Annotated in this window: 15 protein-coding genes; 7 read left to right on the top strand and 8 right to left on the bottom strand. The window is 72.3% G+C overall.

Annotated features, from left to right (window positions below):
- Window positions 1-31 precede the first annotated feature (31 nt).
- Window positions 32-1,759 carry a gamma-glutamyltransferase gene (gene ggt, locus ACIBEJ_RS14990; protein WP_397183280.1) on the top strand — a complete coding sequence of 576 codons (1,728 nt, stop codon included), beginning with the start codon at window positions 32-34 and terminating at the stop codon, window positions 1,757-1,759.
- Window positions 1,756-3,276, top strand: a complete 1,521-nt coding sequence (locus ACIBEJ_RS14985) for an alkaline phosphatase family protein (protein WP_397183279.1) — start codon at window positions 1,756-1,758, stop codon at window positions 3,274-3,276. Before ggt ends, ACIBEJ_RS14985 begins: the two co-directional genes overlap by 4 nt.
- Before the next feature lie 273 nt (window positions 3,277-3,549).
- On the opposite strand, the gene ACIBEJ_RS14980 is transcribed toward ACIBEJ_RS14985, so the two are convergent.
- The 5 genes from ACIBEJ_RS14980 to ACIBEJ_RS14960 form a co-directional block, all read right to left on the bottom strand.
- Complete coding sequence (locus tag ACIBEJ_RS14980; RefSeq protein ID WP_397183278.1) at window positions 3,550-6,504, bottom strand: hypothetical protein; 2,955 nt, start codon at window positions 6,502-6,504, stop codon at window positions 3,550-3,552.
- Window positions 6,505-6,560: 56 nt separating this feature from the next.
- Window positions 6,561-8,015: a flavin-containing monooxygenase gene (locus ACIBEJ_RS14975; RefSeq protein WP_397183277.1), complete on the bottom strand. Its 1,455-nt coding sequence runs from the start codon at window positions 8,013-8,015 to the stop codon at window positions 6,561-6,563.
- Window positions 8,008-8,883 carry a metal-dependent hydrolase gene (locus ACIBEJ_RS14970; RefSeq protein ID WP_397183276.1) on the bottom strand — a complete coding sequence of 292 codons (876 nt, stop codon included), beginning with the start codon at window positions 8,881-8,883 and terminating at the stop codon, window positions 8,008-8,010. The genes ACIBEJ_RS14975 and ACIBEJ_RS14970 overlap by 8 nt, the downstream gene beginning before the upstream one ends.
- A complete protein-coding gene (locus ACIBEJ_RS14965) occupies window positions 8,880-9,698 on the bottom strand; it encodes a M24 family metallopeptidase (RefSeq protein WP_397183275.1) in 819 nt (272 codons plus the stop codon). Before ACIBEJ_RS14965 ends, ACIBEJ_RS14970 begins: the two co-directional genes overlap by 4 nt.
- Window positions 9,699-9,822: 124 nt before the next feature.
- Entirely contained in the window at window positions 9,823-9,990 is a 168-nt protein-coding gene (locus ACIBEJ_RS14960; RefSeq protein ID WP_397183273.1) for a hypothetical protein, read from the bottom strand.
- A gap of 103 nt (window positions 9,991-10,093) precedes the next feature.
- Here ACIBEJ_RS14960 and ACIBEJ_RS14955 point away from each other — a divergent pair, with 103 nt between their 5' ends.
- Together ACIBEJ_RS14955 and ACIBEJ_RS14950 are read left to right on the top strand one after the other, a co-directional pair.
- Window positions 10,094-10,876, top strand: coding sequence for an SURF1 family protein (locus ACIBEJ_RS14955; RefSeq protein ID WP_397183272.1), 783 nt, complete (start codon window positions 10,094-10,096; stop codon window positions 10,874-10,876).
- 8 nt (window positions 10,877-10,884) lie between these two features.
- Window positions 10,885-11,193 carry a DUF3817 domain-containing protein gene (locus tag ACIBEJ_RS14950; RefSeq protein WP_397183271.1) on the top strand — a complete coding sequence of 103 codons (309 nt, stop codon included), beginning with the start codon at window positions 10,885-10,887 and terminating at the stop codon, window positions 11,191-11,193.
- A gap of 49 nt (window positions 11,194-11,242) precedes the next feature.
- On the opposite strand, the gene ACIBEJ_RS14945 is transcribed toward ACIBEJ_RS14950, so the two are convergent.
- Complete coding sequence (locus tag ACIBEJ_RS14945; RefSeq protein ID WP_397183270.1) at window positions 11,243-11,434, bottom strand: hypothetical protein; 192 nt, start codon at window positions 11,432-11,434, stop codon at window positions 11,243-11,245.
- Window positions 11,435-11,525: 91 nt separating this feature from the next.
- On the bottom strand, window positions 11,526-13,793 hold the full coding sequence (locus tag ACIBEJ_RS14940; RefSeq protein WP_397183269.1) for a protein kinase: 2,268 nt from the start codon (window positions 13,791-13,793) through the stop codon (window positions 11,526-11,528).
- Window positions 13,794-14,171: 378 nt separating this feature from the next.
- Between ACIBEJ_RS14940 and ACIBEJ_RS14935 the strand changes: the two genes are divergently transcribed.
- Window positions 14,172-15,467 (top strand): alpha/beta hydrolase, encoded by a 1,296-nt coding sequence (locus tag ACIBEJ_RS14935; protein ID WP_397183268.1) that lies wholly within the window; start codon window positions 14,172-14,174, stop codon window positions 15,465-15,467.
- Here ACIBEJ_RS14935 and ACIBEJ_RS14930 read toward each other — a convergent pair.
- Window positions 15,427-16,287 carry an arylamine N-acetyltransferase gene (locus ACIBEJ_RS14930; RefSeq protein ID WP_397183267.1) on the bottom strand — a complete coding sequence of 287 codons (861 nt, stop codon included), beginning with the start codon at window positions 16,285-16,287 and terminating at the stop codon, window positions 15,427-15,429. The genes ACIBEJ_RS14935 and ACIBEJ_RS14930 overlap by 41 nt on opposite strands.
- Window positions 16,288-16,360: 73 nt before the next feature.
- Here ACIBEJ_RS14930 and ACIBEJ_RS14925 point away from each other — a divergent pair, with 73 nt between their 5' ends.
- Together ACIBEJ_RS14925 and ACIBEJ_RS14920 are read left to right on the top strand one after the other, a co-directional pair.
- Entirely contained in the window at window positions 16,361-17,035 is a 675-nt protein-coding gene (locus ACIBEJ_RS14925; protein ID WP_397183266.1) for a response regulator, read from the top strand.
- Complete coding sequence (locus ACIBEJ_RS14920) at window positions 17,032-20,136, top strand: DUF4153 domain-containing protein (protein WP_397183265.1); 3,105 nt, start codon at window positions 17,032-17,034, stop codon at window positions 20,134-20,136. The genes ACIBEJ_RS14925 and ACIBEJ_RS14920 overlap by 4 nt, the downstream gene beginning before the upstream one ends.
- Window positions 20,137-20,226 lie beyond the last annotated feature (90 nt).

Here is a 20,226-nt window from a genome sequence, read left to right as displayed (position 1 = left end):
CCGGAGGCGTACCTGGTGGATTGTGGGAACCATGCGCCGAGTGATCGTTCCCGCAGCAGCAGTCGTCCTCACGCTCACCACCGCGCCACCCGCCATGGCCGAGCCCCAGCAGAAGGTCCCGGTCGCCGAGGGGTACGGCGGCGCCGTGTCCACCGTCGACCTCGACGCCAGCAAGGCCGCGGTGGCCGTGCTGAAGAGGGGCGGCAACGCCATCGACGCGGCCGTAGCCGCGGGCGCGGTGCTGGGCGTCACCGAGCCGTACTCCTCCGGGCTGGCCGGAGGCGGCTTCATGGTCTACTACGACGCCTCCCGCCGTAAGGTCTACACGATCGACGGCCGCGAGACCGCGCCGCGCGCCATGACCCCGACCTCGCTCGAAGGCATCCCGTTCGACGAGGCGGTCACCAGCGGCCTGTCGGCGGGCGTGCCCGGCACGGTCGCCCAGTGGGAGACGGCGCTGCGCCGCTTCGGCACCATCAGCCTGAAGCAGGCGCTCAAACCCGCCATCGACGTCGCCGCCAAGGGCTTCGTCGTGGACCAGACCTTCCACGACCAGACCGCCGCGAACGCCGCCCGCTTCAAGGACATCGCCTCCACCGCCAAGCTCTACCTCCCGAACGGCGCGCCACCGCCCGTGGGCTCCGTCTTCCGCAACCCCGAACTCGCCGACACCTACCGCGAGCTGGGCAGACGCGGCACCGACTGGCTCTATGACGGCCGCCTCGGCCAGGAGATCGTCGCCACGGTCAAGAACCCGCCGCTCACCCCCGGCACCACCCGCAACGTGCGGCCCGGCCTCATGGAGATGTCCGACCTGCGGGCCTACCGCACGGTGATGCGCGAACCGACCCGCGTCGAGTACAAGGGCCTCCAGGTGTACGGCATGGCGCCCCCGTCCTCAGGCGGCTCCACCGTCGGCGAGGCGCTCAACATCCTGGAGGCGCTGCCCCAGGTCGGCCTGCACGAGTACCTGGAGGCGTCCAGGCTGGCCTTCGCCGACCGGGGCAAGTACGTCGGCGACATCCCCGGTGTCCCCATGCGCGAGCTTCTGTCGGACGGCTTCGCCAAGGAGCGCTCCTGCCTCATCGGCGAGCGCGCCATGCCGCACCCCGCGCCGCCCGGCTCGCCCGACGGCGACTACTCCGACTGCGAGCAGTCCACCGGCACCGCGCCCGACGTGACCGACGAGGGCCCGGAGACCACCCACCTCACGGTCGCCGACAGATGGGGCAACGTCGTCGCCTACAACCTCACCATCGAGTCCACCGGCGGCAACGGCATCGTCGTGCCCGGCCGCGGCGTCCTGCTCAATAACGAGCTGACCGACTTCACCTTCGGCCCCGCGCCCGGCGACCCCAACCTGCCCGCCCCCGGCAAGCGCCCCCGCTCCTCGATGGCGCCCACGCTGGTGTTCAAGCACGGCAAGCCGGTCCTGGCCGTCGGCTCGCCCGGTGGCTCCACGATCATCACCACCGTCCTGCAGATCCTCGTCAACCGCTACGACCTGGGCATGAACCTGCCCGACGCGCTGGCCGCACCCCGCGCCACGCAGCGCAACACCGCCGCCACCCAGGCCGAGCCCGCCTTCCTCACCCAGCACGGACCCGCCCTGCAGGAACGCGGGCACGTCTTCGCGCCCAACCCCGAGATCGGAGCGGCGACCGCCCTCGAGTTCCTCGGCCGGGGACGGGTGCAGGCGGTCGCGGAACCCGCCCGGCGCGGCGGCGGCAGCGCGCTGGTGGTGCATCCGTCGCGATGAGTTCACAGGTACGGCATGTCGTCGTGCTGATGCTGGAGAACCGTTCCTTCGACCACATGCTCGGCTACCTCGTCCATCCCGATCCGGGGTATGACGGGTTGCTTGGCGGCGGGCCGTACACCAGCCCAGGCTGGGACGGCGGCCCGCCCGTGGCGGCCTCCGCGGACGCGGGGCCGCTCGCCACGATGGACTTCGACCACTCGCACGACGCGGCGATGGAGCAGTTGGGCGGCGGCTGGGTCAGCGCGCACGAGCGCAAGGCGCGCGGGCTGGCCGAGCCGCGGTTCGGCGGGCTGCTGGGGCCGCTGATCGAGTGGGTGTATCCGAAGTTCGCGAAGAAGGAGCCGGTCCACGGGGTCGGGCCCGAGGTCATGCGCTGCCAGGACCCGGCTGGGGTGCCGGTGCTGGCGCGGCTGGCGCTGGAGTTCGCGGTGTGCACGCGCTGGCACTGCTCGGTGCCGGGGGAGACCTGGCCCAACCGCAACTACCTGCACGCGGCCACCTCCGACGGGATGACCAACATCCAGCCCCGCTTCTACACCGACCCGACCATCTTCGAGACGCTGGAGGCGGCCGGTCACGGCTGGCACGTCTACCACGACGACGTGCCGCAGGTGTGGGCCTTCTCCAACCTGTGGAACAGCGCCGACAGGATCGCCCGCTGGTTCGACATCTCCGAGTTCACCGCGCACGCGGCGGCCGGGGAGCTGCCCGCGTACTCCTTCATCGAGCCCAACCACCGGCCGCCGATCCGCCTCAACGACCGTCCGTCCAACAGCCAGCACCCCGGCAACAACCAGACCAAGGACCAGGTCGGCCCCTCGACCGACTTCGCCCGCGCCGAGTCGCTGGTGGCCGCGGTGTACGAGGCGCTGAGGTCGAACCCCTCGGCGTTCGGCCGAACCGTGTTCGTCATCACCTACGACGAGCACGGCGGCCTGTACGACCACGCCCCGCCGCTGACCGGCCTGCCCGACCCCGGCTCGTCTCCCGGGCTGCTGACCCGCCTGCTGCGCCTGCTGGCCCACAAGAAGAGCGCCGCCTTCGACTTCTCCTCCTCGGGGCCCCGCGTGCCCGCCGTCATCGTCTCCCCGCTGATCCCCAAGGGCACGATGTGCGCCGCCCCGCTGGAACACGCCAGCGTCCCGGCCACGCTGCGCGCCCTGTTCGCCCCCGGCCATCCCCCGCTGACCGCCCGGGACGCCGCGGCCGCCCGCTTCGACACCCTCCTGACCCTTTCCACTCCGCGCACCGACCTGCCCGACCTGTCCTCCCACGCCCTCCCGCTGGGCGGTGGCCTGGCCGACCCCGCCCACGCCGCCCTTGTCCAGCCGTACGAGGGCCCGCTGCCCGACCACTGCCGCGACCTGGCCGTACTGTCCCGCCGCGTCCGCGCCCGGCTCCGGGGACGTCCTGCGGTGTTCGCGGGGGTGAGCTGGCCCGCCCGGGACCGCCGCGCCCTGGAACAGACCCCACCCGCCTTCCGCACCGCCGCCACCCAAGCCCGCCACCCCTAACCCACCCGATCACCCCGCTCTCGCTCCACCTCCCAACGCGCACCCCACCCGCACCTGCCCTCCGCCCGCACACCCTTGGCCCGCCGCAGACTCTCGGCCCACCCGCGCCCCCGGGGGGAACGTCATGACCCTCGGCACCGTGGTGCGGCCCGGGGCAGTGGCTTGGCTCGCTGGGTTCCGGCCCACCACCCCCCGGCTCGGCCCGTGCCCTAGGCGGCGGGCCCTCAGCTCGGTGCTGTTGGCCCGAGGGGTCTTTGTCCTTGTCCTGGATGATCAGAGGTTCGGAGCGGTGGGTTGGTCGGGGGGTGGGTTGGTGAGGTGGGTGTGGAGGCGGCGGGCGTGGCGGACCAGGTCGCTGGTGCGGGTGCGGGCGGCCAGGTCGGCGATCACCGGGAGTTCGCCGCGTGCCCCCGCCCAGGCGGCGGCGTCGGCGGCGAAGGCGACCAGGCGGGTGTGGGCGGTCGTGGCGCGTTCGCTGGGCAGGTAGGCGGGCAGCAGGCCGGTCATCACCTGCCACACCTCCTGGTGCGCCCCTTGCTCGGCCAGCTCTCCGAGGGTGCGGAGCAGGTCGGGGAGGTTGGACCGCAGGCGGGGGAGCAGGATCGCGAGCTGTCTGCCCACCTCCTCACCCGGCAGATCGCCGGAGGCCGCCATCCACAGGAACTGCTTCGTGGGCGGCGGCGCGTGGTCCCCGGACAGCAGCGACCAGGCCAGCAGCAGGCCCATGCCCGGCCCGCAGGGGCCTTCCGCACAGGCCAGCCGATTCAGGTCCTGCCGATCCGGTCTGCTGATCGGCCAGGAGGACAGCAGCGCGTACACCGTTCGCGCCGCCACCACCTCCCGGTACCCCGGCAGCACGGGCAGCAGCCGCTCGCACGACTCCTCGCGCGCCCGCCCCGCCAGCAGGTCGCCGAACAGGGCCTGGTCCTCCGGCGCGAGGATGATCTCGGCGACGACGCGCGGGTCACCGGTGACCCCCGAGACGACGCGCTGGTCGCGGGCCACACCCGGGTCGGTGACAGTGTGCGGGTCGGTGGCGGCGCGCTGGCCCGCCTCGTCATGCGAGTCGGCCGCGCCCTGCGAGTCGGCTGCGCCGTGCGGGTTGTCTCCCTGAGGGTGGTCGCCCTGCGGGTCGGCCGCGACATGTGGGTGGTCGCCCTGGGTTGTCCAGCGCAGTGTGACCCGGGGTTCCGCGGGGCGGTCGGTCAGGCGCTTGGCGATCTGGCGGCCTGCCTCGCCGGGTAGGCGACGGGCGCGATCCACCAGCTCCTCCCGGCCCGAGCGCCGCAGCCGTAGCAACGCCTGGCGCAGGTCCCACGGCAGCGGGACGACACCGTCCGGGTAGCCCTCCAGCCGCTCCACCAGCACCGCCGCGTCCAGCCCGCCGTCCGCGCGGCTCGGCGTGCCCAGCAGGTACGGCGGAAGCCGCCCGTCCAGCAGCGCCGAGTAGACCTCCGCGAACCGGGCCACCGGCACGTACCGCGAGGCGTCACAGATCTCCGGCTCGGGCAGTCGTTCGGCCATCGTCCTGGTCGGGACGCCGCCGAGGTTGGACAGGATCTGCTCCCTCATCGGGCTCGTCTCGCTCGCGGGACGGCCCGCCCGGGACGGGGCGGTGCGTTCCGCGCCCGGTTCGTTCAGTTCCCTGGCCATGGCGACGGCCCAGTCGGCGGGCTCCCCCCACGGCGACGTCCAGTACCGCAGGTCGTCGCACTGAACGGCCAGCGGCGCCAGCCCGGCGGCCAGCGCGGCACGGTCGCGGTCCGCCAGCCGGACGAACGCGTCGAGCCACAGCTCGGAGCTCACCCAGTCGTACGGGGACGGCCTGAGCTCCGCCAGCTCTTCCGGCGTGGCCGGCGCGCTCTCGAACCGGCCCGGCTCGGGGGGCCGGGGCAGCGATCGGGGCGGCAGGGGAGCGGGCGCCTGCTCGGGGGAGTTGGCCTCGCCGCCGAACGCCGCCGCGAGGGTGTCGCCCTGGTCGGCGGGCAGGAGTTCGAGGGCCTGCCGGATCGTCTCGGCGCCCAGCGGGCTGAAGCGGGCCTGGTGTTTGACCGCCAGCTTCACCGCTCGCTCACGCACGGCCGCCGACTCGCCCGCCAGCGCCGTGGCCAGGGCGGCGGCGTAGGCGTCGAGATCGTGGGCGGGGTCGCGCAGCAGCCGTTCCAGCCAGCCGAGCCCCGCCACGACCAGCTTGCCCTCCGGCCGGAACAGCAGCCCCAGCACCGCCTCGCCCGCCTCCTGGACGGGCAGCTCGCCCAGCCTGCGCACCCGCTTGAGCGCCAGCTCCGCCACGTTGCCCGGCGCGGAGTGCAGCAGCCGCAGGTAGTCGCGCCCGCGCTCGGCCACCTCGCCGTCGGTGGGGTCGAGCAGGTCGTGCAGTCGTACGAAGAAACGCAGGTCGGCCGCCTGCCCGCCGCGCAGGAACCGGCCCACGCAGCCCGACAGCAACGCCTTCCTGGACACCCGCGCCGCGCCGGTCAGCGACAGGGCGGTTAGCTTGTGCAGCGCCTTGGGCCACTCGGTGGAGTCGCGCAGCGCCCTGCCCACGCCCTCGGTCTCGAACAGCCGCGGCACCATCGCGTCGAGCAGCACGTCCTTGGCCAGCGTCGCGGACGACGGGGTGGAGGCGGCCAGCCAGGCCAGCGTCAGCGGGTCGTGCGCGGGCGGCTCGGCCCCGGTACGGCGCAGCATCTCCAGCACCAGCCGCACCTGGTTGTCCGGCTCGAAGCGGGCGCCGCGCAGCCGGAGCGCGAGCCGTACCGCGAGATCGGACTGCCAGGCGGTGGGACGGGCCGTCAGGACCGCGAGCAGGTGCGGGACGTCGTCGACCGTTTCCTCCCAGCGGGCGGTCCTGCGGCGCAGCTCGCGGCGGCCGAGCCAGGCGGCCACGGCGGCGGCGCCGGGCAGGGTGGCGGCACCGGCGACGCGCATCGGCTCGATCCAGCGGTCGAGAACCCGGGGCCGCATGAGTTCCTGGGCCTCGGGGAGGCTGTAGATGGACGTCCCCGGCTCGCGGGCATGGAGCTCCTGCCACCGCTCGATGTCGCGCTCGCGGCGGCGCGCCTCGTCCTGCTCGCCGTTGGCGCGGGCCACCGGCAGGTACGCCGCCAGCTCCACGGCCACCTCGCGGCGCTCGTCCACGCCGAAACCGGCGGCCAGGCGGGCCACCGCGTGCATGTCATAGGCGTCGACGGCCTTGCGGACCGCCTCCCATGCCCCAGTCGTCATGCGGAAGACTGTAAAGATCGTCACCGACAGTTTTCGTAGGTGAGTTCGAGCGGCGGTCAGTAGATGAGATCGTAGGCGGCCGGGTCGACGCGGAGGGTGCGGGCCCAGTACTCGAAGGTGAAGCCGGGCCAGACCGTACGGTTGACGCCGTGCTCGTCCAGATACCAGGAGCGGCAGCCGCCGGAGTTCCAGACCAGCGGGTCGAGGCGCCGGTGCAGGCGGTCCTGGAAGGCGCGCTGGTGGCCGGGCCTGACGTCGAGGGCTCTGGCCTGGGTCCTGGACAGCAGGCGCAGGCAGTTCATGACGTAGCGGACCTGCGACTCGATCATGAAGACGACCGAGTTGTGGCCGAGCCCGGTGTTGGGGCCGAGCAGGAAGAACAGGTTCGGGAAGCCGGCCGTGGTGATGCCGTAGTAGGTCTCGATGCCGTCCTGCCAGGCGTCCTGGATCTTGCGGCCGCCCCTGCCGACGATGCGCTGCTCCTGGAGGGAGTCGGTGACCTTGAAGCCGGTGCCGTAGACGATGACGTCGACGTCGTGTTCGGTCCCGGTCGCGTCGACGATCGAGCGCTCCCGGATCTCGGTGATGCCGTCGGTGATCAGGGAGACGTTCGGCCTGGTCAGGGCGGGATAGTAGTCGCTGGACAGCAGGATCCGCTTGCAGCCGATGGTGTAGTCGGGGGTGAGCTTGGCGCGCAGCAGCGGGTCGGCGACCTGGCGTGCGAGGTGCCTGCGCGCCATGGTCTCGTGGACCTTCATCAGCCTCGGGTCTACGGCGAAGCCGAGGGCGCGGGTCTCCAGGCCCCAGTAGATGGCGTTGCGCAGCAGGCGGGCGGCGCCGGGCAGGGCCAGTCCCTTGCGCACGGCGCCGGGGACGGCGAAGTCGGGCTTGGCCTGGATCCAGGGCGGGGTGCGCTGGAAGAGGAAGAGCTTCCCGGCCTCGGGGGCGATCTGGGGCACGAACTGGATGGCCGAGGCGCCGGTCCCGATGACGGCCACGCGCTTTCCGGCCAGGTCGACGGAGTGGTCCCAGGCGCTGGAGTGGAAGGACGGCCCGGCGAAGAGCTCACGTCCCTTGATTTCGGGAAATTTCGGGATGTGGAGGGCGCCGATGCCGGAGATCACGGCATTGGCTCTCAGGGTGGCGCCGTCCTCGGTGGTGATCTGCCATTCCCTGGCCTCGTCGTCGTACTCCAGGCCGGCGACGCGCCTGCCGTACCGGATATGCGGCCCGATGTGGTACTTGTCGACGCACGCCCGCATGTACTCCCAGATCTCGTCCTGTGGGGAGAACATCCGCGACCAGCCGGGATTCAGCTCGAACGAAAACGAGTACATGTGCGACGGCACGTCGCACGCGCAGCCGGGGTAGACGTTGTCCCGCCAGGTCCCGCCCAGGTCGTCGGCCTTTTCGAGGATGACGAAGTCGTGGTGGCCGGCCTCCTTGAGCTTGATCGCCATCCCGATGCCGGCGAAGCCCGAGCCGATGATCACGATGCCCGGTTTAGTCACTGGCCCTCCTGTAAGAATCAAACTCGGCGTGGGCGGGGGAGATCGCGATGTAGTCGAGCGCCTGCCGCAGGTCGCCCTCCTGGCTGGGGTGGAAACCGGGCCGCAGATACCGCGGTACGGCCAGCGCCAGGCTCCGCATCGTCGGCACGCGCCCCTGGTGGGCCCGGTAGAAGTAATGCGTCCATTTCGCCCGCAGCCGCCCGCGCACGATCGGGTCGTTGGCCATGAGGAACCCGGCGCCCCGCTTCAGCAGCAGGACGATCATCGGCCCGGTGACCAGCATCGTCCGCGTGCGCCGCGCGTAGGAGCCGTCGAGGTGCGTGAACAGGTCGAACGCCACGCTCCTGTGCTCGACCTCCTCGGCGCCGTGCCAGCGCAGCAGGTCCATCATGACCGCGTCGGCGCCCGCCTCGTCGAGCGGCCGGGCGTCCAGGATCCACTGCCCGAGCACCGCGGTGTAGTGCTCGATGGCCGCGATGATCGCGATGCGCTCCTTCAGCCAGAACGTCCGCGCGAGCGGCGGCATCGTGCCGTCGCCGAGCATCCGCTCGAAGATCCACTCGACGTTCTCGACGTAGGGCCCGGGGTCGAGCCCCTGCTCCTTCATGTGCTCCAGGACGCGCTGGTGCGCCACCGCGTGCGTGCCCTCCTGCCCCATGAAGCCCTTGACCTCGGCCTTCAGCCGTTCGTCGCGGATGTACGGCAGGGCCTGCTTGAACACGTGCACGAACCACCGCTCGCCGGCGGGCAACAGCATGTGCAGCCCGTTGATCAGATGTGTGGTGAACGGGTCGCCGGGCACCCAGTGCAGCGGCGTCTCCTCCCATGAGAACCTGACCCGGCGCGGCCTGATCGAGGTGTCGCTCATCGGGACTCCCAGCGGTGGACGTGGGGGAGGTCGTCGTCCAGCCAGTAGGCGTCATCCTCGGTGACGACCAGCAGTTCCTCGAACTTGGCGCCGACCGCGTCGTCCGCCGTGCCCAGGTGCGGCTCGACGGCCCACAGCCCGGGGGTGGGCGGATGGTCGCTGGCCTTCCCGCCCGCCCAGAGCGGCGAGCGGCCTTCCAGGCGTTCCTTGACGAGCTCGCGCCCGATGGTACGCAGCGTCCTGAAGCCGAACGACCGGAAAACCACGAAACGCGGCCCGCCCAGCCGGATACGGGCGACCTGATGCCCGATCACCCGCCCGGGATAAACCTTGTGCCGGTTTCGATACCCCTGCTCGGCGATGAGCCGGTCGACCTCCGCGTAGATGTCGCGAAAGGTACGGCGGGCCCGCACCAGCTCCAGGATCTTCCCCCGGAACCCGGCCAGGTCGCGGTCCAGCGACTCCCAGCCGGCGTTGTCGCCCAGGCGGCCCGAGTACCCGATGTCCGCGACATACCCGTCCTTGATCGGCGCGCAGTCCAGGACGAACGGCATGCCCTCTTCGAGCCGCCGCGACGTCGGCAGGAACTGGGTCGGAACCCGGAACCTCCGGAACGCCGTCCGGTCGCCGAACCACGCGAACGGCACATGGAACCAGTCGTCGGCGCCCTGCCGTTCCAGCCACCTGCGCAGGGCGGTGGCGGCCATGCGCTCGGTCACCCCGGGTTCGAGCCGCGAGGCGACGTGCTCCGCGCCCCGGTAGGCGAGCTGCTGCAGCTCGCGGAAGCGCTCAAGGTCCGCAGTCTTATTGGACACATTGTCCAATGTAAGTCAGCCGGAGTTGCCCGGTCCAGAGTGAGCCAGGTCACACCAGTCGTCTCCGGGCACACGAAAAGCGCCGAGAGCGAGGCCGTCGGCGCTTGGCTGGGTCAGAGTCGGGTTACTTCAGGACGAGGTAGACCGCCACCGCGATGATCGCGAGGACGACCACGCCGGCGATGATGGGGAGGGCAGCCGAGCGCTTGCGCGCGCCGTCCTGCTCGTTCTGCTGTGCGAACGCCCGGAACTGCTGCGTGCTGCCGGCCGGGTCGGGATGCTGGTCAGACATGCGCAGCACTCTAGCCGGAACGGGTGAGCCGTTTGCACCTTTTGCCAGGACTGGTAGGTGCCCCTGATGACGGACCACCCGGTCAGGCGGATAGCTTTGAAGCATGCTCAGGACCCTGTTCTCCCCACGACTGATCGGGCTGCATCTGCTCACGATCGGGGTCCTGGTCGCGTTCATCCTGCTCGGGCGCTGGCAGCTCGGGGTCTTCCAGGAGTCGGGCAAGCCGCACGCCGCCACCGACCCCGCCCCGGTCGCCGTGGACAGCCTGGCCAAGGTGGGCGCGGGCTTCGAGAACGCGGCCGTCGGGCGCAAGGTCACCGCGCGGGGCGTCTACGACGAGCGGCGCCAGCTCCTCGTCGCCGACCGCAAGCCAAGCGTGGACACGCCGGGCGGCAACGTCGCGCGGGACAAGGGGTTCTGGGTGCTCACGCCGCTCCGGCTGGCCGACGGGACGCTCATGCCCGTGGTGCGCGGGTGGGTGGCGACGGCCGGGGACGCGGGCGCCGCCGTACCGGCCGGGACCGTGAACGTCGCCGGCAGGCTGCGGCCGCCGCAGGGGACCGACAGCGTGCAGCGGCGCGCCGAAGGGCTGCCCGCGGGGCAGGTGCAGACCGTCTCCACGGGTGAGCTGATCAACCTGTGGAAGGGCGAGAAGGTGCGCAACGGGTTCGTCGTCGCGCAGCCCGCCTCCGGGGCGCTCGCCCCGGTCTCGGTGTCACCGCCGATCGTCGGCGGCACGTTCACGTGGCGCAACGCGGCCTATGCGGCCAACTGGTGGATCTTCGCGGGGTTCGCCGTCTTCATGTGGTTCCACTTCGTACGCGACGCCGTACGGGGTGATCGGGGCCGTGCTCGACAGTCCCCTGAGATGGTTCTGGAAGGTTAGGAAAACAAGTGGAGTCCGCCCTCAAGCCCTTCCGGGTGCTCGCCTACATGGTGGGCGTGATGCTGCTCGTGCTCTGCGTGGGCATGTTCCTCAACTACGTCGTCCAGGTCACGTGGTGGCCGGGGCTGGTGATCGCGCAGGTGCACGGGTTCCTGTACATGGTCTACCTGGTCACCGTCATGAACCTGGGCATGAAGGCGCGGTGGAGCTGGCCGTACATGCTGGGGATCATGCTCGGCGGGACGGTGCCGTTCCTGTCGTTCTACGTGGAGCGCAGGGTGACCCTGCGCGTGCAGGCCGCGCTGGCGCAGGCGTGAGTACGGCGAGGGCCCTCTCCTGGCCCTCGCCGCGCTCCTTCTTCCCTGGCTAGCTGCCGATGCCGCGCCTGCGCACCCGCTTGAGCCGCTCACGCTGGGACGGGTCGAGCATGAAGTAGCCGACCACCGGAGCGGCGACCACGCCGAGGAGGATCAGCAGGGTGACGAAACCCGGCAGGAAGATCCACGAGAGCAGTACGGCGGCGCCCGCGCCTATGGCGTACTTCTGGATTGGCGACATCCTCAACTTCCTCCGAACGCGGAGCCCGCGCCCCGCCTCTCTCACATTGTGCGTCTTCGGTCCAACGAGTGGGGGACCGAAGGGGTTCCATTCACGATATGTCGCGTGGGTCGAGGCTCTGGGAGACGGTCAGGAACTCCTGGCGCAGCGGACCCGGCGCCGGTCTGGCCGCCGGGTCGCCTGACAGCAGCGCGTACAGGACCGCCGCCAGCGCGCCCGCCCGCGTCAGCGGCGCGCCCGGAGCCGGCGGCAGCCCCTCCACCGCGGCGAACAGCGTCGCGCCCAGCGACCACATGTCCGCGGCCGGGCCGGTCGCGCCCTCGGGGGCGGTGTAGGCGGAGATCCCGTTCGGCATCAGCGGCGGGACGAGAATGGCCTGGCCCGACGGCGACAGCAGGATGTTGCCGGGGCGGATGTCGCCGTGGTGCTCGCCGCGCGCGTGCAGCCCCACCAACTGATCCAGTACGGCCAGCCCGATCGCGGCCACCTGGGCCGGGGGGAGTGGGCCGGTCTTGCCGATCACCTGGTCCAGGGCCTTGTCGGTGGGGGCGGCGTGGCGCGGCTTGTGCGCGCTGGGCGGTGGGGCGGGGTCGTAGGCGACGGGCCACGAGGGCGACGGGTAGGGCAGGTCACCGGTGCCGCCCGTGTGTTGCTCGGCGGGTGGCGTGGGGAAGTCGGGCTGCGGCGTGAAGGGCTGCGGCGTGGGGAACCCGTCGCCCGGCGGTGTCGGGTAACTGTCGACAGGCGACAGGGGCGAGGCGGGGACCGGAGGCGTGGGGTAGGCGTCGTCAGCCATGGGCGCGGGCGGTGGCCACGCGCCGGATGGTGGGAAGGGCGCGTCCGGGGGCGGGAAGGTCGTGTCCCGAAGCGGTGGGAAGGGCGTGTCGGAGTGCGGCGGGAAGGGGGCGCCCTGGTGCGGGGCGTCCTGAGGCAGGGGGAACGGCGCATTTGGAGGCGGTGGGAAGGCCGCGTCCGGAGGCGTGGGGAAGGCGTCGTGGGACTGCGGGGAAGGGCCGCTCTGGGGTGGCGTGATGGGGGCCTGGGGCGGGACGTCTTGGGGTGGCGGGAAAGGGCTGCCCTGGGGTGGGGCGTCCTGGGGGTGCGGGTAGGGGGCGGGCGTGATGACGGGTGGTGCGGGGAGCGGCGGCTCGGGGGGCGGCGGGTTCTCGGGAGTGGGCGGAGACTGGCGGCGTCGGCCGAACACCTTGCGCAGGCCCAGCAGCCGGGACTTGGCGGGCGGCGTGGGTGCCTGGGGCTGCGCGTCGGGTGCCGGGGCGCTCTGGCCGCCGAGGTAGGCCGCGCCACCGCCGAAGTGTGCCGCGTCACCGCCGGGGTGGGCCGCATCACCGCCCAGGGGTGGGGTGGGAGGCAGGGTCTCGCCGGGGTAACCGAGTACAGGCGGCACCGAGTCGCCCGGGTGACCGAAGCCCGCGGGCGGCGAGGCGTCGGGAGGTGACGCCGGGTGGCCGAGGTCAGGTGCCGCCGGCTGGCCGGGGTCGGGCGACGCCGGGTGGCCAGGGCCGGCGGGTGAGGGCTGACCGGGCATGGGTGGTGACGGGTAGCCGGGGACGGGCGCCGCCGGGTGATCGAAGGTGGGGGATGAGGGGTGGCCAGGATCGGGGGGTGCGGGGTGGTCGAAGGTGGGGGATGAGGGGTGGCCAGGATCGGGGGGCGACGGGTGGGCGAGGGTGGGGGGTGATGGGTTGGTGGGGAAGGAGAGGGGGTGGGTTGTGGTGATGGGGTGGTTTAGGGCCAGGCGGGTCAAAGTGGAGGTGATGTCGTCCAGGGACGGTGGCCCGGCGGGGTCGAGCATGGCGCGGATCAGGGCGCGCAGCGGCTCGGGGTCGGGGGCCGGGGCGGTGCCTGGGGGGCGGCCCTCTACGGCGAAGTGCAGCGTCGCCGCCAGTGACCACAGGTCGGCGGGTGGGCGGAGGCCGGGGTGCGGCAGGCCGAAGCCGGTCAAGACGGCTCGGCCGGTGGCGGTCAGCATGACCTTGCCGGGGTTGAGGTTGCCGTGCACGATTCCGGCGCTGTGCGCGGTGGTCAGCGCCTCCAGGAGGCAGAGCCCGGCGCGGGCGGCCTGGAGCTCCGGCAACGGCCGCTTCGCGTCCACGGTACGCGCCAGCGACGCCCCCGACACGAACTCCGTCACCAGCCACGGCCCGCCCTCCTCCTCCACGAGGTCGAGGAGTGGGACGATCGATGGATGCCGCAGTCCGAGCGCCCGCCGGGCCTCCTCGGCCGGCTGCGCCCGCATGTCCCTGACGGCGACGTCACGGTGCGCCACCTCGTCGAAGGCCAGCCGTACCGTCCCTTCGCCCAAGGGGTTCAGCAGCCGATAGCGCCCGCCCAGCTTCATGCTTTCTCCCATTTCGCAACGCACGATAGCGGGATATCTCCGGGCATAGCCATGCACGGGGGGTACACCGAAGTGTTTACCCGGAATCGTGCCTGGTGAGGTGGGTTGGCCCCCAGCCTTCCCGGCACCCTCGACAGCATGCGCAAACTCCTTCCCATCGCCCTCATCCTGGCCGCCGGCTGCCAGGCCGCACCGCCCGCCGTACCCCATAAAGCGTCATCCCACGGCACGTCATCCCACGGCACGTCATCCCACGGCACGTCATCCCACGGCACGTCATCCCACGGCACGTCATCCCACGGCACGTCATCCTCGACAACGTCTGACACCACCATCGCGTGGACGCCGTGCGGTCCGCGTGAGTGCGGCACCCTGGACGTGCCCATCGACCACGCCAACCCCCAGAGCCGCACCGTCACGCTGGCGCTCACCCGCATCCCCGCCCGCGACACCGCCAGACGCCTGGGCAGCCTGGTCTTCAACCCGGGCGGACCCGGCGCGACCGGCCTCGACTTCCCCCGCATCCTCACGAAGGCACACGACACCCTGGGCGAGCGCTACGACCTGATCGGCTACGACCCGCGCGGCGTCGGCCGGAGCACGCCGGTCCGGTGCCTCACCGAGGAGGACCTGGCCGCCGCGTTCACCGCCGACCCAACCCCGGACACCGAAAGGGAGAAGGACGCCGCGTTCGCCGCCGCCAAGAAGGTGACGGCCGCCTGTGAGAAGGCCGCCGGGCCGCTCCTGCCGTACCTCGGCACCAGGAACCACGCGCGCGACCTGGACCGGATCAGACAGGCGCTCGGCGAGGACAAGCTCACCGCGTTCGGGCTGTCGTGGGGCGGTTCGCTCATGGCCACGTACGCGGACATGTTCCCCCAGAACGTGGGGCGGCTGGTGCTCGACTCGCCCGGCAACCCGACGCTCAGCCAGTACGAGGTGATCAGGCTCCAGATGGCCGGCACCGAAAGGGGCCTGCGCCGCTTCGCCGACGCCTGCGGGGCACGCGCGGACTGCCCGATCGGCGCGAGCGGAAAGGAGGTGCTCGCCCGCTTCGACCGTTTCCTGGACACGGGGCTGCCGGTCGGCGAGCTGACCGAGCCGGCCGCGCGGCTGGCCGTCCTGTACGGTCTCTACCGCCCCGACGGCTGGCCCAAGCTGGAGAACGCGCTGGCCAGGGCGTACGAGGGCGACGGGCGGCCGATGCTGGAGATGTCCGCGTGGCTGGCCGGAGGCAGCCAGGAGAGCGGGTTCAGCAACTTCCAGGACGCCAACATCGCCATCAACTGCGCGGACTACACCGAGAGGTACGGCAGGCGCGACCTCGACCGCCTGGCCGGGAAGATCGCCGCCGACTCGCCCAGGTTCGGACCGTCCTCGGTCTGGCAGGCGCTGCTCAACTGCGCCTACTGGCCGAGGTCCGCCGACCCGCACGCCGGCCGCCTGAGCGGGGCGGGCGCCGCGCCGATCCTGGTCGTCGGCAACACCGGCGACCCGGACGGCGTCTACGCGTACGCGCGCGACGTGGCCGGGCAGCTCTCCTCGGCCCGGCTCCTCACCTGGGAGGGCGACCGCCACGGCGCGTACGGCGGCAAGAACCCATGTGTGGACGCCGCCGTGGACGCCTACCTGATCAAGGGCTCGCTGCCGGCGCCGGGGAGCCGTTGCCGCTGAGCCAGCGCTCCTGGGCGTCCTGGAGCCTGCGCCACAGCTTCTCCCGGTCGCGCGGCCCCACGTCGGCCATGGGCAGGCCGAACACGTCGGCCAGCGCGGCGAAGTAGTCGGCCTGCGTGGTGATCGTCGTCCTGAGCGAGCGGTCGCCGACCCTGGTCAGGACCAGGCCGCGCAGGGTGTCCACGCCGCCGGCGTCGCGGCGCTGCGCGACGGCGACACGGACGAAGCCGGAGTCGGGCGAGGTGGTCAGCTCGTGGTGCTTGGCGGCGAAGGCGGACATCTCCACGGGGGCGGGATCGAAGTCCATGCCGACGAACGAGCCACGCGGGTCGTGGTCGAAGCGCCAGCCGCCGGGCGCGATCTCCGAGGGGCGCAGCACGTACTCGAAGGGGCCTTGCCGGTAGGTTCCGGCGACCAGCGGCAGCGGCTCGTGCAGGCCGTCGCCGAGACCGAGGTCGACCAGCCAGTCGCCGTCCGGCAGGCGGACCGTCAGCACGAGGTGGTTACCGGTGACGCGCGGCCCGGCGGCGGCGTCCTGCTGGGCGCCGCCGACGTGTCTGGTGACCTCGTAGCCGAGCGCCGTGGCCAGGAGGGAGAAGGCGCCGTTGAGGTGGAAGCAGTAGCCGCCACGGCCGCCGATGATGCGGGCGGCGGACTCCAGCGGGTCGACGGTGGTGGGCCGGCCGAGCCAGATCTCCAGGGCCTCGTAGGAGACCTGTTCGATGTGGGCGACGTGGAGTTCACGCAGGTGGTCGGCACTGGGCGGGACGTTGAGGAGGTCGGGGCGGCCGATGCGGGAGAGGTACGCGGCGACGTTCACGAGGACAAGTCTGCACGGGATGTCCACAAATTGCGGAGTGTCGTCTGCACAGTCCCCTTCTAGGCTTCGAGTCGTGAAAAGGGTCCTGGTCGTCGAAGACGACGAGACGATCGCACGTGCGCTGCGCGACCGGCTGGCCGCCGAGGGGTTCGACGTCCAGGTGGCCGGCGACGGCGAGAGCGCGATGGCCTCCTACGGCAGAGCCGAGCCCGACCTGGTCATCCTCGATCGCCTCCTGCCCGGCCTCGACGGGCTGGAGGTGTGCCGCCGGATGCAGGCGGCCCGCCCGGTGCCGGTCCTGATGCTGACGGCGCTCGGCGACGAGACCGACGTGCTGGTCGGGCTGGGGGTGGGCGCGGACGACTACATCGCCAAGCCGTTCAGCATGCGCGAACTCGTGGCCAGGATCCACGCGCTGCTGCGCCGCGTCGAGCGGGCCGCCCAACTGGCCGTGGAGGACACGGTGATCCGCGTGGGCGAGGTGGAGATCGACACCGCCGCGCGCCGCGTGTTCGTCGGCGGCGTGGAGGCCCAGCTCACCAGGACCGAGTTCGACCTGCTGCGCCGCCTGGCCGAGCGGCCCGGCCAGGTGTTCGAGCGCGACCGGCTGCTGTCGGACGTGTGGGGATTCTCCGAGGCCGCCGCCACCAGGACCGTCGACAGCCACGTGCGCGCGCTGCGCCGCAAGCTCGGCCCCGACGTCGTGCGCACGGTGCACGGCGTGGGCTACGCCCTGGTGCGCCGATGAGGCCGCTCGACTTCCTCGGCCGCATCAAGGTCAAGCTGGGCCTGGTCATCGTGCTGGCCGTGGGCGTGGCGTTCGTCGTCAACGAGGTCGGCATCAACTCCGGCCTCGGGCGCGAGGTGCGCATCGCGGTCGCCGCCCTGCTCGCGCTGATCATGGTCCAGTGGCTGGCCAGAGGCATGACCAAGCCGCTGCGCGAGATGGCCTCCGCGGCCCAGACCATCGCCAAGGGCCGCTACACGCTGCGGGTGCGCGCCACCTCGCGCGACGAGGTGGGGGAGCTGGCCAGGGCGTTCAACGCGATGGCCGCCGACCTGGCCGAGGTCGACAGACAGCGCCGCGAGCTGATCGCCAACGTCAGTCACGAGCTGCGCACGCCGATCACGGGGCTGCGGGCCGTACTGGAGAACGTCGTCGACGGCGTCTCCGCGCCCGACCCCGTCACGATGAGCACCGTGCTCGCGCAGACCGAACGGCTCGGCCGCCTGGTCACGCAACTGCTCGACCTGTCGCGGCTCGACTCGGGCGCGAGGCTGATCGAGCCCGAGGCGATCGAGCTCGGGCCGCTGCTTGAGCAGGCGTTGCGTGAGGCGGGGCTGGCGCGCGAGGACGTGCGGCTGGAAGGGCGGATCCCGCCCGACCTCGTGGTGCGCGCCGACCCCGACCTGCTGGCCCAGGTGCTGGCCAACCTCCTCGACAACGCGGTACGGCACAGCCCGCCCGGCGCCCTGGTCACGATCACGGGCACCGGGGAGGGCGCCGGGGTCCGCATCACCGTCGCCGACGAGGGGCCCGGCATTCCCGCCGAGGCCAGGACGCGGGTCTTCGAACGCTTCTCCCGGCTGGACTCCGGCCGGGCGGCCGACTCGGGTGGCTCGGGGCTCGGGCTGGCCATCGTCAAGGAGATCGTCGAACTGCACGGCGGCTCCATCCACATCGGCGACGGCACGGGATGCCGGATGGTCGTCGACTTACCGGGGAGGACCTCGATGGCGGACACATCTGTCGAGAGCGGGGGTGAGCGCCCGGACCGGGCACTCACCGAGGCTGAGGAGACGCCCACGGCCGCGACCTCGGATCAGGCGGCCGTGGCGGCGGACCTGATCCCGGCGGCGACCTCGACTCACGCGGCAGTGGCGGCGGACTCGAGCCGGGCGGTCTCGGAGGCGGGGGCGACGGCCAAGGTCGCCCCTTCCGTGCCCGCACCGCCGCAGAAGGGCGTGCTGGAAGGCGGAGTGCCCGTGGGAGCCGGGGTGGCGGCGGCCGCGGCGGTGACCCGGACCGGCCCGCCCGCCGTTCCCGCAGACGGGGCGGCCGTGCGGCCCGGCCCACGGGAGGGAGCCGCGCCGGGACAAGGGGCGGCGGCCGGGGGCGGGCAGGGGAACTGGCTTGGGCGGTTGATCTGGGGGATCCTGATCGGGCTGGTGGCCGGCTTCATGGTCGGGCTGTTCGCCGCCGGTGTCATGGGTGTCATGTTCGGTGGCATTGCCGCGGTGGTCACGCTGGTCCTGGCCACGGCCGCGGGCGGCGCCGTGGGCGCGGTCCTGGCGGCCGACACGGCGGCGCGGCAGCCGTACAAGAGGCCGCAGCCTCCACAGCCCCTCGCGCCGGGCGCCTACGGCCCCCCGCCACCCCCCTACACCCCGCCGCCCCTGCTGCCGCGGCCCGAACTGCCGGACACGCCGCGCTGGCTGCTTCCGGCGGCGGCGGGAGCGGGGGTGTTCGCCGCGGTGGCGCTGCCTGACGCGCAGAGCGGGCTCGGACTCGTGCTGGTCGCGCTGGTGCTCGGGGCGGCGGCGCTGCCCGCGGTGCTGCGCAGGGCGACGCCGTGGACGCTGGCGTTCGGGCTGACCGGCTACTGGCTGATCTCGACGGCGGTGATCAGGGACGCCGACTGGCTGGTGCTGCTCATGGTGACGGCGGGGGCGGGGCTGATCGGGCTGGCGGTCTCGGGCGCGGGCACCGGCTGGCTGGGCGTGATCAGGGGCGGCATGTCGGTGCTGCTCGCGCTGGGCCCGGTGCCATGGCTGCTGGCCGGGCCCATGAAGCGCCTGGTCGCCCGGCGGCGGATCATGCCGGCCATGGTCGGCGTGGGCATCGCGGTGGTGCTGGTCGGGGGGTTCGGGCTGCTGTTCGCCTCGGCCGACCGCGTGTTCGCCGCCTACCTGGAGCGGCTGACGGCGACGCCCGACTGGATGGAGTCGCTGCCGTCGCGCATCGTGCTGTTCGCGGTGTTCGGCGCGCTGCTGTCGGCGCTGGTGCTGGTCGCGCTGCGGCCGGTGAAGGACCCGGTGGGCCCCGGGGCCAAGTTCGCGGTCGCGCGGACGGTCTGGCTGGTCCCGCTGACCGCGCTGAACCTGCTGTTCGGGGCGTTCGTGGCGGTGCAGATCAGGTTCCTGTTCGGCGGCGCCTCCACCGTGCTCAACACCGAGGGCCTGACCTACGCCGAGTACGCCAGGGAGGGCTTCTTCCAGCTCGTCCTGGTCAGCATGATCGTGCTCGGCATGGTGGCGGTGGCCGGCGGCGTGTTGCGCACCGGCCGGCGCGAGCGCTGGCTGCTGGCCGGTCAGTTGGGCGTGCTGTGCGCGCTGACGCTGGTCATCCTGGCCTCGGCGCTGCACCGCATCGACCTCTACACCGAGGTGTACGGGCTGTCGCGGCTGCGGATCTCGGTGCAGGCCACGGTCTGGTGGCTCGGCGCGGTGTTCGCGCTGGTGCTGCTGGCCGGCGCGGTCCGGCTGGCCGGCCGCGGCTCGGGCTGGCTGCCGCGCACGATCGTGCTGGTGACGGCCCTGGGCCTGGGCGCCTTCGCCATGGTCAACCCGGACCTGCGCGTGGCCGAAACCCAGGTGGCGGTGCGCGGCGTGTCGCAGATGGACTCCGACTACCTGGGCGACCTGGGCGCGGAGGCCGTGCCCGCGCTGGTCAGGCTGCCGGAGCCGCAGCGCAGTTGCGTGCTGTTCAACGTGGTCCAGGCCAACGAGCTGGACCGTCCCGACCCGTGGAACGGCTGGAACCTGGCCCGCTCGCAGGCCCGCGAACTGCTCGCCAAACAGCCGGTGAACGTCCGGGCCAACTGCGTGCCGGGCACCAGGGGCAGCTAGATCGTTGATGTGAAAGTCGGTAATCGTCTGCGAGCATGGCGAAGGGCGTCCATGGTCGGTGTGTGAAGACAGACTTAGACGCCCTTCTGA

It is taken from the genome of Nonomuraea sp. NPDC050790, from assembly GCF_044456745.1.
In the GTDB taxonomy this organism is placed as follows: domain Bacteria; phylum Actinomycetota; class Actinomycetes; order Streptosporangiales; family Streptosporangiaceae; genus Nonomuraea.
Note: the sequence above shows the minus strand (reverse complement) of the source record. Positions and strands in the feature narration are given on the sequence as shown.